Here is a 12,088-nt window from a genome sequence, read left to right as displayed (position 1 = left end):
CCGCCGCATGCTGCTGGTCCGACCGATGTGGTGGTGACCGGCCCGGGCGGGGATTCCAATGCCGGGGAGTTCACGTTCATTCCGCCTGCCGCTCCGGTGATCACCGATCTTGATCCGACCTCTGGTCCGACGACCGGTGGGACGGTGGTGACGATCACCGGTACCGGGTTCACCGGTGCCACCGGGGTCACCTTCGACGGAACGCCCGGTACGAGCATCAACGTGATCTCCGACACCGAGATCGAGATCACCTCGCCGCCGCATGCTGCTGGTCCGACCGATGTGGTGGTGACCGGCCCGGGCGGGGATTCCAATGCCGGGGAGTTCACGTTCATTCCGCCTGCCGCTCCGGTGATCACCGATCTTGATCCGACCTCTGGTCCGACGACCGGTGGGACGGTGGTGACGATCACCGGTACCGGGTTCACCGGTGCCACCGGGGTCACCTTCGACGGAACGCCCGGTACGAGCATCAACGTGATCTCCGACACCGAGATCGAGATCACCTCGCCGCCGCATGCTGCTGGTCCGACCGATGTGGTGGTGACCGGCCCGGGCGGGGATTCCAATGCCGGGGAGTTCACGTTTGTTGCTCCGCCTGCCGCGCCGGTGATCACCGGTGTGACACCGCCGTCGGGTCCGACGACCGGTGGGACGGTGGTGACGATCACCGGTACCGGGTTCACCGGTGCCACCGGGGTCACCTTCGACGGAACCCCGGGCACCGGGTTGACCGTGGTCTCCGACACCGAGATCAGAGTGACGAGCCCGCCGCATGCTGCTGGTCCGACCGATGTGGTGGTGACCGGTCCGGGCGGGGATTCCAATGCCGGGGAGTTCACGTTTGTTGCTCCGCCTGCCGCGCCGGTGATCACCGGTGTGACACCGCCGTCGGGTCCGACGACCGGTGGGACGGTGGTGACGATCACCGGTACCGGGTTCACCGGTGCCACCGGGGTCACCTTCGACGGAACCCCGGGCACCGGGTTGACCGTGGTCTCCGACACCGAGATCAGAGTGACGAGCCCGCCGCATGCTGCTGGTCCGACCGATGTGGTGGTGACCGGTCCGGGCGGGGAGTCCAATGCCGGGGAGTTCACGTTCATCGCGCCGCCCGCCGCTCCGGTGATCACCGGGATTGACCCCGGGTCCGGCCCGACCACCGGCGGGACGGTGGTGACGATCACCGGTACCGGGTTCACCGGTGCCACCGGCGTCACCTTCGGTGGCGTTCCGGGCACCGACATCGAGGTCATCTCCGACACCGAGATCAGAGTGACGAGCCCGCCGCACGCGGCCGGCACGGTCGACGTCGTCGTGACCACTCCAGCCGGCGATTCCAATGCAGGCCAGTTCGAGTTCACCGATGTCGCCGGCGACGACGACGAGTTGCCGGAGCCTCCCGCCACACCCCAATCGGACGATGGCGGACCGACCACGAGCAGCCTGCCCGCACCGTCTGCAGCAGGTGGATCGGGAGCTTCCCCATCGGAGGTGGACGAGGCAGTGAACCCCCTTGCGGCGTCCAACCCTGGTGGCGCACGCCCCATGGCGTCACCGGTCCAGTCCCCCTCGCCTGCGGCGCCCAACCCTGGTGGCGCAAGCCCCACGGCGTCACCGGTCCAGTCCCCCGCCGGCAACCAGAGCCCGGGAGCTGCCACAGGAGCGACCGGCGACCTGGCCGCGACCGGCCTGGCGGCTGGAAGCGTCCTTCTTGTTGCCTTCGCCCTCAGCTTGCTGGGAGTTGCGATGATGAGTTCAGGTCGCCGCCGGAAGGGCTCCGACTGAGCGTACGTGGTTGCGGTCGGCGCAGACTTGCGTCGGCCGCATCACCGTTTCTCCAGGGTCCCCACTGGCCGTCACCGGGTTCGACTCCGACAACCTGATGGTCGCGGCATTCGACTCGGCCCTGAGCGGTGTGGCCGTCGGGGCCTCTTGCACGACCTGCGTCGAAGCCGACGTGAGTTCGAATCGGTGCAGCTCGATCGGTAGGTTGACCTCCTTGGGGCGATGGCCCTGCCCCCCCCAGATCGAGGAGCATTCATGTTCACACGACCCCTTCGCGGTGTGCTCTTGATCGTTGTGTCGATCTGTTCGCTCGTGGGACTGGCTGGCCCGGCAAGTGCGCACGGACCGGAGGGCACCTTCACCCCCATCGTCAATCAACCAGTCGAGGGGCAATTGGCGGCACGGCTGCGGGTCACCCTGATCTACGACAACGACGCCGAACCGGTGGACGACGCCACGGTTCAAGTGACGCCGACGGCCCCCGATGGCACAGCAGGCGTGCAGGCGACGCTGACCAAGGCGCCCGAGCCGGGCACCTACGAGGGTGTGGTGCCCGTTGGCGCCCCAGGAGCCTGGACGTTCGCGATCGCCTCGGAGGACCCCGAGGCCTCCACCGAGATCGCCGTGACCATCCCGGAACCGGCACCCGCCACCACCGCGGTGCCCGCCACGACGCCGGCGCCGGTGCCGTCCGCGGTGGCCACCAGCCTCGTAGAGCCCGGCGCGGTCGGCTCGGCAACCACCGCGGTGAACTTCGGCGGGGCGGCCACCAAGCCATCGACCGACCAAGACTCTGGGTTCCCCTGGGGGATCGCCGTCATCGTGGCCGTGGTGGCCGCCGGCGCCGTGATGATCATGGCCTACGCCATGCGCTCCGGCGACACCGACGGTGACGACGAGGATGACCCGATGGGTGGGATCGAGAACGACGGCGATGAGGCCACCCTCGGCTGACGTCATCCGAGTACCCGTGCGTTGTGGGCAGGGAGAACGCCCAAGATGGTCGCTTCCCCTGCTCACAACGCCGCACTCAACCAAGCAAGGTCAGTCGAGGGTGGTCGAAAGCGCGAGTGCCTCGGCCAGGCCGTCGTCGTCGACGTGACCCACCTTGATGCGTGACGCGGCCAGCGCCGACGGGTCGGCGTTGCCCATCGCCACGCCCCACCCGACGACCTCCATGGCCGACACGTCGTTGTGCCCATCGCCCACCATCATCACCGACCCGGTTCCGATCCCCATGGAGCAGGCGAGCTTGGTGATGGCCGACGCCTTCGACACCCCGGCCTTGGTCACCGACACGAACGCGGCCTCTGCCATGGCCGGCGAGGTTGCCGCCGTGCCCTGCGCGCTTTCCGGCACGGCGGCCAGCACCGTGTCGGTGTCGCCGATCGGCACCACGAACTGCAGCCGCACCACCGGCCCCGTGAGGGCGTCTCGGCCCCTCGGCACGTGGGGGATGCCCAACAGGCCGGCGTGGGCCTCGGCCAACGGGTCGGTCGACGGGCAGGCAATCTCGAACGCCGAGTAGTACTCCAGCACCCAGCCGCGCATTGCCGCCAGCGCCTCGCAGGCGGCAATGGTGGGTTCGCTCACCTCCTCGCCGTTCACCTCGCGGGTGTCGGCGTGGATGAGCGTGGCGCCGGAATGGAAGATGTGCACTCCGGTGGGGTCGAGGCGTTGGGCGTAGTCCCAGGTGGGGCCGACCGCCACCCGGGCCGTGCAGATGGCCAGGTGCTGGCCACGGGCCACGGCCGCCTCGGCAGCGGCCCACACGCCGTCGCTCGGCACGCCGGAGCTGCCGATCAGGGTTCCGTCGACGTCGATGCAGATCAGCGGCAGCACGTGGTTCCTTGGGGTCGGGGCACATTCGGCTTGGTCACCAATTGCGTCGCCCGAAGGCTGTCGGCCGAAACGCCGTCGGTCAAACCTGTGGACCGATCGCGGGAACCATCGGCGAGGGCTGTGCCGGTATGGTGCACTCACGAGCAACCCAAGGGGGATCAGTGAGCGACCCAACCAGCAGCCGGACCATCGAGAACTATCAGTCCGAGGAGCGGACGTTTCCGCCATCGGAGGAGTTCGTGGCGCAGGCCAACCTGCCGGACGCCGAGATCTACGACCGGGCGGCTGCCGACCCGGAGGCGTTCTGGGCCGAGATCGCCCGGGACCTGATCACCTGGCGCAAGGACTTCGAGACCACGCTGGAATGGGAGTTGCCGTACGCCAGGTGGTTTGTGGGCGGCAAGCTGAACGTTACCGAGAACTGCCTGGACCGGCATGTCGACGCAGGCCGTGGCGACCGGGTTGCCTACCACTGGGAGGGCGAGCCGGGCGACACCCGCACCATCACCTATTCCCAGCTGTTGGAGGACGTGTCGCGCCTGGCCAACGTGCTGCGGGGCTTCGGGGTGGAGAAGGGCGACCGGGTGGTCATCTACCTGCCGATGGTCCCCGAGCTGCCCATGTCGCTGCTTGCGTGCGCCCGCATCGGTGCGATCCATTCCGTGATCTTCGGGGGCTTCTCACCCGACTCGATCATCGACCGGGTGAACGACGCGGAGGCCAAGGTGGTCATCACCGCCGACGCCGGTTACCGCAGGGGCAGGCCCTCGGCGCTCAAGCCCAACGTCGACACCGCCATGGAGCAGTGCCCCACTGTCGAGAAGGTGCTGGTGGTCAACCGTTGCGACACCGAGGTCGCCATGGTCGAGGGCCGCGACGTCGCCTACGCCGACGCTGTGGCCGCTGCGGACGCCCGCTGCGAACCCGAGGAGATGGACGCCGAGGACCCCCTGTACATCCTCTACACCTCGGGCACCACGGCCAAGCCGAAGGGCATCGTGCACACCACCGGCGGTTACCTCACCCAGGTGGCGTGGACCACCAAGCAGATCTTCGACCTCAAGCCCGAGACCGACACCTATTGGTGCGCCGCCGACGTCGGTTGGGTCACCGGCCACAGCTACATCGTGTACGGTCCGCTCACCAACGGGGTCACCGGGGTGATGTACGAGGGCACGCCCGATACGCCCACCGAGGACAACCGCACGGGTGATGCCTCATCGTGGTCCAAGGACCGGTTCTGGGACATCATCGAGCGCTATGGCGTCACCCAGCTGTACACGGCCCCCACCGCCATCCGCACCTTCATGAAGTGGGGGGCACAGGAGCCGGACCGTCACGACCTGTCCTCGCTCCGGCTGCTCGGCACGGTGGGCGAGCCCATCAACCCCGAGGCGTGGATGTGGTACCACGAGTTCATCGGGGCGGAGCGGTGCCCCATCGTCGATACGTGGTGGCAGACCGAGACCGGGGCATGCATGGTCTCGCCGCTGCCGGGCATCGTGCCCACCAAGCCCGGCTCGGCCACCCGGCCCCTGCCCGGCATCGAGGTGGAGGTCGTCGACGACCAGGGCAACGTCGCCACCGAGGGCGGGGGCTACCTCACCATCACCAAGCCGTGGCCGGCGATGCTGCGCGGCATCTGGGGCGACCCCGCCCGCTACCAGGAGACCTACTGGAGCCGCTATCCGGGCCGGTACTTCGCCGGCGACGGCGCCCGGCTGGACCCCGACGGCTACCTGTGGGTGTTGGGTCGCGTGGACGACGTGATGAACGTGTCGGGCCACCGCATCTCCACCGCCGAGGTGGAGTCTGCGCTGGTCGATCACCCATCGGTGGCCGAGGCGGCAGTCGTGGGGGCCAAGGACGACGTGTCGGGTCAGGCCATTGTGGGCTACGTGATCCTGCGAGGCGGCAACGAGCCGTCCGACGAGCTGGGCGAGGAGATCCGCCAACACGTGTCGATCAAGTTGGGTGCCATCAGCCGACCCAAGGCCGTCATCATCGTGCCCGACCTCCCCAAGACCCGCTCGGGCAAGATCATGCGCCGCCTGCTTCGCGACGTGGTGGAGGGTCGCGAGTTGGGTGACACCACGACGCTGGCCGACGAGTCGGTGGTGGCGGCCATCGCCGAGGGCGCCGCCTCGGGTGCAGAGAGCTGACGGCGGGGACGCAGTCAGCACCCACCTACCCTTCAGGTCGGGAGGATTTCGACAAAACCTGCCGCGGAGAAATCGCCGTCGAAGGCAAGGGCCTCGCTGATCCGCTCACGACGCATGATCTCGAAACTGGTTGCATCGACGTAGGAATACGTTCGGTCGCTTCGGCCACGCAACCAGTCCCAAGCCCGGCGATCCACGGTCTCATCCACGGTGACGACGGAGATCCGGCCGGATTGTTCCACGGTGTCGATGAACTTCACCGCAGCATCAAATCCGGCCTTTCGGCGTAGGAAGGTCCATGTCTCGCCCATCACCAGGTTGGATGTTCGCATCGGGCCGCGGTTCTCAGTCCAGATCTTTGCTGCCGTCTGGTGGTGGCCGTCCCGATCGAACTGCATTCCGATCCAGAAGGAGGTGTCGACGTACCTCACGACTCGTAGATGACGGCGTCGATGTCGTCAGAACTGTCCGCGTTGATCGATCCAACGAGGTCGTCGAGTGGGTCGTGCCCGGGAGCCACCGATCCAGCCAGCCAGGCGCTCAGCGCTTGCCGAACGATGGCCGAGCGGGTAGTGCCCGTCCGGGCCGCAGCGGCCGACAGGAGGTGGTCGACGTCCGGTTCGATGTAGAGCTGTATACGCCGCATGAAGTGAACATACACCGCCGGGCCTCAGGCTCTACCGCTACCGCGGCGCCTCCTCGGCGATGCGCCTCTTGGAGGCCGCCCACGAACAGATCTCGCACGTGGTCAGGTCGTGTCGTCGGGCGGGGCAGTAGTCACGGCCGAAGTAGATGATCTGCAGGTGGCGGCGGTTCCACGTGTCGCGAGGGAACACCGCCTTGAGGTCGGCCTCGGTCTTCTCCACGGTCGTGCCGTTGGACAGGCCCCACCGGGCGGCCAGTCGTTGAATGTGGGTGTCGACCGGAAACGCCGGCACCCCAAACGAGGCCGCCATTACCACGCCGGCGGTCTTGTGGCCGACCCCGGCGAGCGACTCCAGGAACTCGAACGTGGGGATCAGCTCGCCACCGGCCTCGACGATCTGATGGGCCATCGTCGACAGGTTGCGCGACTTCGTCGGGGCCAGGCCCACCTCCCGGATGAATCCAAGGATCTCATCGGGGTCGAGCGCGGCCATCTCTTCCGGGGTCGACGCTCGGTCGAACAGTGCGGGCGTGACCTGGTTGACCTTCTTGTCGGTGGTCTGTGCCGACAGCGCCACCGCCACCAGCAGGGTGTAGGGGTTGCGATGGTCGAGGGGGATGGGGGGATCGGGGTAGAGCCGGTCGAGGATCTCGCCGATCCGGTCGGCCTTGTCTACACGTCTCATGCTGAGCATTCTCCGGCAGGAGTGGGCTGTACGTCGGAACTCAACCGGTTCATGGTGCCCACTCTCCCGCAGATCCTGACCGCGTGTCGAAACCCCTCCGGTCGGTCCTGGCACCTGGCGTGGCCAAGCCCGGAGTGTTCTCAGTTCGACGTCCATCGCGGGTGAGCGCGGTGCAGACTGTCGAGGTGATGAACAACGTGAAGACCGCGGCGCTGCTGGCAGGTATGGCCGGGTTGGTGATGGCCATCGGATCGTTCTGGGGCCAATCTGGCCTGATCATGGCCTTTGGCTTCTCCGTGGTGATGATCGGTGGCAGCTACTGGTTCTCCGACCGTCTGGCCATCGCGTCGGCGCGGGCGAAGCCGGTGGGCCCGGACGAGCTGCCAGAGTTTCACCGGGTGATGGCCGAGTTGACCGCTGCCGCCAATTTGCCGATGCCCGGCCTGTTTGTCAGCCCCGACCCGCAGCCCAACGCGTTTGCCACCGGTCGGAACCCACACCATGCCGCGGTGTGCGTCACTCAGGGCCTGCTGCAGGCGCTGACCTGGGACGAGATCCGCGGGGTGCTGGCTCACGAACTTTCTCACGTTCGTAATCGGGACATCCTCACCAGTTCGGTCGCCGCAGCCATTGCATCCACTATCACCTTCGCTGCCCGGATGGCGATGTGGGGCGCCATCTTCGGTGGGGGAGGAAGCGGCGGACGCGACCGCAACGGTGGCGGGCTGGAGCAGTTGGCCCTGATCGTGTTGGGGCCGATCGCCGCCGCTGTGATCCAGATGGCGATCAGCCGTAACCGTGAGTTTGCCGCCGATGCGTCAGCGGCGAGGCTGCTGGGCACCGGCGAGCCACTGGCGCAGGCGTTGGACAAGCTCGACCTGTACTCGCACCGCATCCCGTCCAACGTCAATCCGGCCCAGTCACAGGCCTACATCGTCAACCCGCTGCGGGGCGGTGGCATGCAAAAGCTGTTCTCCACACACCCGCCGGTGGACGAACGAATCTCACGCCTGCGCAACGGAACTTGGGTATGAACTCAGCGAAGGGGCAGGTCGTGGCGGGTGACTTGGAGCGGACCGCGGCGCCCTTTACGGTTGCGACATGATCGCACCGACGTTTGGCTCGCCCACTGCTCTGAAGCGAGGCCTGGTGGCGGCGTCGGCGGTTGGACTGCTGCTCCTGTCGGGTTGTGGCGATTCCAAGGATTCGAAGTCGGACGCCAAGTCGGCCGCTACCACCGAGGCGGCCGCCGGTGGCTCGACGACGTCAGCCGCGGGAACCTCAAAGACGACAGCTCCAGGCGATGCGGCCACGGGAGACGACGAGCCCATCAAGGTCACCGGTAACAGCGTGAAGGACTTCTGCGACACGCTGGCCAAGGTGGCCAACCAGTCGGAGGGCGCCCAGGACTACAAGCCCTTGCAAGAGTCGGCGCCCGATGAGATCAAGCCGGTGGTCGACGACCTGGCCAAGGCGGCCGAAGAGGCGCAGACCGCCGACGCCCCCAGTGCCGATCTTCAGGAACGAGGCACCCGGGCGGTGGTCGGGGTGACCGTGTTTGCCCTCAACGAGTGTGGCGATACCGCCGGATTGGCCGAGGCGATTGGGATCGACGACGCCGCCGCCAAAATGTTGAGCAAGTACACGGTGGACGATGTCCAGGACGACGCAACCTGGGAAAAGATCAAGGCCGAGCTTCAGCAGGGCTGAGTGGCTGGATATCGCTGCGCAGCTACGGTGACGCCATGGTCATGACTCGCCCGAGCGGCGGCTTCAGACATTTGTTCGTCGTGGGTGCGCTGGCGTTGATGGCTGCGTCGGGGTGCTCCAACAGCGATCGCCCCACGAGCTCGGCTTCGAGCACCACCGAACCCCAGACCAGCGACATGCCGACGGCCGGAGTGAAGCAGTTCTGCACCGAGTTCGCCGAAGTGCTCTCCAGCGAAGATCCCGACTTCGACCGTCTGAAGGCGTCAGCCCCAAAGGAGGTCACCCCCGAGGTCGACTCGGTGGTGAGCTTCTCGACGGCCGCCGAGGTGGCCGATGAGGCACCCGACGAGGCCGTAATCGCGGAGTTCCAGCGATCGGTGGTTGGCATGACTGTCTACGCAGCGAGTGAGTGCGACGACATCGAAGCGGTGGTCGCCGATCTTGGTCTTGATGCGAACGACCTCAAGGTGCTGCGCAAGTACACGCTGGCCGATGTTCGCAACGACGACACGTGGCCCACCATCGAGAAGGCCATCAGCGCCGGCTGAGTGCTACCACCGCAGGCGGCGGGCGCGCTCAAACCGGCAGTATCAATCCCGAAAGTTGCCGGTGTCGATGGGGATGCCGAAGTCGTGGCCCTTCAGCTCGGCGATCACCGTCTGCAACTGATCGCGCTTCTTGGCCATCACCCTCACCTGCTCACCCTGGGTCTGGGTTTGCACGCCCTTGAGGCCAAGGCCCTTGACGAACTTGTTGACATCTCGGGCCTTGTCCGAGCTGATGCCCGCCACCAGGGTCGCAACCTGTCGGACCGTTCCGCCAGAGGCGGGTTCGATGTTTCCCCAGTCCAGCGCTTTCAGCGAAACCTTGCGGCGCACCAGCTTCTCCTCCACCACCTGGCGTACCGCTCGCAGCCGATCCTCCGACATCGAGCGGATGGTGATGGTGCCGTCGCCCAACTCGGCCGCCGAGTTGGTGTCTCGGAAGTCGAACCGCGTGGATACCTCGCGGGCGGCCTGGTCCATGGCGTTGGTGACCTCCTGGTGGTCGACCTCGGACGAGATGTCGAAGCTGGGCATGGTGGGCTCCCTGGATCGGTGGGTTGGCGATGGTTGCTGTGGCCCGAGAAACGTGGGTCGGACCATCGTCAGGGTAGACGGCGAAACCGGGTGTGCTCTTTGGGGGGCGGCCCCGCTATCGTGGCGGACCTGCGGGTCGGTGCCCGAGTGGACAAAGGGAGCGGACTGTAACTCCGCCGGCTCAGCCTTCGTAGGTTCAAATCCTACCCGGCCCACACTCCGCAGCAGGCCCGCTTCGGCGGGTCTGCTGCGCGTTTAGGGCCTGTTCAGGTGTCGGCCAACATCCGCTGCATCAGCACCACGTCCAGCCACCGGCCGAACTTGCGACCCACCTCGCGCTCCTGTCCTACCACCTCAAACCCCACCCGCTTGTGGAGGGCGATCGAGGCCGCGTGTCCGCCAACGATCTTGGCCATCACCGTGTGAAAGCCGTGCTCGGTGGCCCGACCGACCAGTTCCCTCAACAGCGTTGAGCCCACCCCGGTTCCGTGGTGGTCACGGTGGACGTACACCGAGTCCTCGCAGGTGGTGGCGTACCCGGCTCGTTCCCGGTACCGCGAGATCGAGCCAAAGCCAACCAGGACCGGCCCCGCTTCGTCGTCCGTCTCGGCAACCAGCGCCGAGTAGGCGCCGGACCGGGCCGCCAGCCAGTCGGCTTGCCCCTGCATGGTTCTGGGGGTGAGGTCGAACGTGACGGTGGAGGTGAGCACCTCCAGGTTGTAGATGTCGAGGATGGCCGCTGCGTCGGCGGCGGTTGCGGGTCGAATGCGCATCGACGTCGACGCTACGACCGCGCCGCGAGTCTGACGAAGTCGAAAGTTCGGTGATCGATGGCGGCTTTCTTGTGAGGAACGGGGCCTCCGTCCAGGATGGCCCTGCGTCCGGTACGGCCTTAGGCCAGCAGCTTGGCCTTGGCCGCGGTGAACTCGGCGTCGTCGAGTATGCCGGAGGACTTCATCTGAGCGAGGCGTTCCAGTTCGTCCATCAGGCTGTTACCCGCAGCGGGCGCGGCAGCCGGCTGCTGGGGAGCAAGCTGCGCCTGCTGTGCCGCCGCCTGTTCGGCGGCAACCTGCTGCTGGTCGTACTCGGCCTGGGCCCGCTGCTGTTGGCCCTGCTGGACCCTGCCGGATACGGCGGTGGCGGTACCCGCGACGGCGGCGGTTCGTGCCATGGTTCCCAGCAGGCCCGGTCGTCCGGCCCTTCGTCCCATTCTGCGTGGCATGTGTGCTCCTGAAGGTTGGTCGTTGGTTGGTTGGCGGCATGGCGACGCTGTGGGTCAGCTGTCGAGTTCGGTGATGGCGGCGAACACTTCGTCGGCGACGCTGCCCGGCACCCGGACGTTGGCCCGCAGTCTTCCGCCGGAAGCGACAATGGCTGCTTGGAATGGCTTTGCCCAGGTGTGCTCGAAGGCCAGGAGCGCAGCAGCGGTGCCAGGCTCCATCTCGTTCGCCAACTCGGCGATGTCCTCGTCGGAGACCAACGCGTCCACCCGTTCCAGAACGTCAATCAGTGCTCTGGCGTTCTGGTCGTCGGTGAGTTCGTCCAGTTCCTGGGAGGTGATCGAGCCGTCAGCATCCTTACGGACAAAGACCCCGTCGATGATGGTGATGGTTCCGGTATCCACCAGGCGCTTCAGTTCAGGGAGGATCTCCCCGGTGAACTGATAGCCCTCAAAAACGACGACGATGATTTCGATCGGACCGTAACCCATGGTGGGATCCCCCCTCGCTGCACCGGGTCGAACTCTTCGGCCGGGTGTTGACGCTGCCACGATGCAGTTCGTGATGCGCTGATCGAGAGGCTATCGGTCCACGTCGGGCAGTATGCGGAAAGGCTCGACCGTCCTCAGCGACCGAGCGAGCGGTCCATCTCGTCAGCCTCCTCCCCGTTGCGATTGGTGGGGAGGCCCGGGTTCGCTACACTGGCTCGTCGGTTCGTCGGGCACCCTCGACGCGCCATGCCTCCTTAGCTCAGTCGGTAGAGCGTTTCCATGGTAAGGAAAAGGTCGTCAGTTCGATTCTGACAGGGGGCTCCAGCAGGTCCGAAGGTTTCGGTCCCGCTTCGACGTCCGGGTTTTCCCGACCGTCACACCCGGCGACGTAGCTCAGGTGGTTAGAGCGCTCGGCTCATAATCGAGAGGTCGTCGGTTCGACCCCGACCGTCGCTACCAGGTTCA

At 66.6% G+C, this 12,088-nt stretch carries 14 protein-coding genes and 3 tRNA genes; 9 read left to right on the top strand and 8 right to left on the bottom strand.

Annotated features, from left to right (window positions below):
- A partial coding sequence (locus MPARV_RS0120515) for an IPT/TIG domain-containing protein (protein WP_202948876.1) occupies positions 1-1,788 on the top strand: 1,788 nt, incomplete at its 5' end.
- A 255-nt stretch (positions 1,789-2,043) separates the two neighbouring features.
- Positions 2,044-2,742 (top strand): FixH family protein, encoded by a 699-nt coding sequence (locus MPARV_RS0120510; protein ID WP_020379590.1) that lies wholly within the window; start codon positions 2,044-2,046, stop codon positions 2,740-2,742.
- A gap of 90 nt (positions 2,743-2,832) precedes the next feature.
- Here MPARV_RS0120510 and MPARV_RS0120505 read toward each other — a convergent pair whose 3' ends face one another.
- Positions 2,833-3,630: an HAD hydrolase family protein gene (locus MPARV_RS0120505; protein WP_020379589.1), complete on the bottom strand. Its 798-nt coding sequence runs from the start codon at positions 3,628-3,630 to the stop codon at positions 2,833-2,835.
- 128 nt (positions 3,631-3,758) lie between these two features.
- On the opposite strand from MPARV_RS0120505, the gene acs reads away from it, so the two are divergent.
- Entirely contained in the window at positions 3,759-5,792 is a 2,034-nt protein-coding gene (gene acs / locus MPARV_RS0120500; protein WP_020379588.1) for an acetate--CoA ligase, read from the top strand.
- A 32-nt stretch (positions 5,793-5,824) separates the two neighbouring features.
- Here acs and MPARV_RS0120495 read toward each other — a convergent pair whose 3' ends face one another.
- From MPARV_RS0120495 to MPARV_RS0120485, 3 genes are read right to left on the bottom strand one after another with little or no spacing between them, the layout of a single operon-like run.
- Complete coding sequence (locus tag MPARV_RS0120495) at positions 5,825-6,223, bottom strand: type II toxin-antitoxin system VapC family toxin (protein WP_020379587.1); 399 nt, start codon at positions 6,221-6,223, stop codon at positions 5,825-5,827.
- The gene (locus MPARV_RS0120490; RefSeq protein WP_020379586.1) at positions 6,220-6,438 is read right to left on the bottom strand and encodes a ribbon-helix-helix domain-containing protein; all 219 of its coding nucleotides are present in this window, start codon (positions 6,436-6,438) and stop codon (positions 6,220-6,222) included. The genes MPARV_RS0120495 and MPARV_RS0120490 overlap by 4 nt, the downstream gene beginning before the upstream one ends.
- A gap of 37 nt (positions 6,439-6,475) precedes the next feature.
- Entirely contained in the window at positions 6,476-7,123 is a 648-nt protein-coding gene (locus MPARV_RS0120485) for an endonuclease III domain-containing protein (protein ID WP_031279591.1), read from the bottom strand.
- Positions 7,124-7,311: 188 nt separating this feature from the next.
- Between MPARV_RS0120485 and MPARV_RS0120480 the strand changes: the two genes are divergently transcribed.
- The 3 genes from MPARV_RS0120480 (at position 7,312) to MPARV_RS0120465 (ending at position 9,381) form a co-directional block, all read left to right on the top strand.
- Positions 7,312-8,157, top strand: a complete 846-nt coding sequence (locus MPARV_RS0120480) for a zinc metalloprotease HtpX (protein WP_031279589.1) — start codon at positions 7,312-7,314, stop codon at positions 8,155-8,157.
- A 67-nt stretch (positions 8,158-8,224) separates the two neighbouring features.
- Positions 8,225-8,833 (top strand): hypothetical protein, encoded by a 609-nt coding sequence (locus MPARV_RS0120475; RefSeq protein WP_020379583.1) that lies wholly within the window; start codon positions 8,225-8,227, stop codon positions 8,831-8,833.
- Between the two features lie 35 nt (positions 8,834-8,868).
- A complete protein-coding gene (locus MPARV_RS0120465) occupies positions 8,869-9,381 on the top strand; it encodes a hypothetical protein (protein ID WP_157789765.1) in 513 nt (170 codons plus the stop codon).
- 42 nt (positions 9,382-9,423) lie between these two features.
- Here MPARV_RS0120465 and MPARV_RS0120460 read toward each other — a convergent pair whose 3' ends face one another.
- On the bottom strand, positions 9,424-9,912 hold the full coding sequence (locus MPARV_RS0120460; protein WP_012225403.1) for a YajQ family cyclic di-GMP-binding protein: 489 nt from the start codon (positions 9,910-9,912) through the stop codon (positions 9,424-9,426).
- Positions 9,913-10,045: 133 nt separating this feature from the next.
- Here MPARV_RS0120460 and MPARV_RS0120455 point away from each other — a divergent pair.
- Positions 10,046-10,127: transfer RNA gene (locus MPARV_RS0120455), tRNA-Tyr, on the top strand.
- Between the two features lie 51 nt (positions 10,128-10,178).
- On the opposite strand, the gene MPARV_RS0120450 is transcribed toward MPARV_RS0120455, so the two are convergent.
- From MPARV_RS0120450 to MPARV_RS0120440, 3 genes are all read right to left on the bottom strand, one after another.
- Complete coding sequence (locus MPARV_RS0120450; protein ID WP_012225401.1) at positions 10,179-10,685, bottom strand: GNAT family N-acetyltransferase; 507 nt, start codon at positions 10,683-10,685, stop codon at positions 10,179-10,181.
- A 119-nt stretch (positions 10,686-10,804) separates the two neighbouring features.
- Positions 10,805-11,134 (bottom strand): SHOCT domain-containing protein, encoded by a 330-nt coding sequence (locus tag MPARV_RS0120445; RefSeq protein ID WP_012225396.1) that lies wholly within the window; start codon positions 11,132-11,134, stop codon positions 10,805-10,807.
- A 54-nt stretch (positions 11,135-11,188) separates the two neighbouring features.
- Positions 11,189-11,623: a DUF6325 family protein gene (locus MPARV_RS0120440; protein WP_020379579.1), complete on the bottom strand. Its 435-nt coding sequence runs from the start codon at positions 11,621-11,623 to the stop codon at positions 11,189-11,191.
- A gap of 248 nt (positions 11,624-11,871) precedes the next feature.
- Here MPARV_RS0120440 and MPARV_RS0120435 point away from each other — a divergent pair.
- Together MPARV_RS0120435 and MPARV_RS0120430 are read left to right on the top strand one after the other, a co-directional pair.
- Positions 11,872-11,947 (top strand) — tRNA-Thr (locus MPARV_RS0120435).
- A gap of 58 nt (positions 11,948-12,005) precedes the next feature.
- Positions 12,006-12,082: transfer RNA gene (locus MPARV_RS0120430), tRNA-Met, on the top strand.
- Positions 12,083-12,088: the final 6 nt, after the last annotated feature.

Source organism: Candidatus Microthrix parvicella Bio17-1, assembly GCF_000299415.1.
GTDB classification, from domain to species: Bacteria; Actinomycetota; Acidimicrobiia; order Acidimicrobiales; family Microtrichaceae; genus Microthrix; species Microthrix parvicella.
Note: the sequence above shows the minus strand (reverse complement) of the source record. Positions and strands in the feature narration are given on the sequence as shown.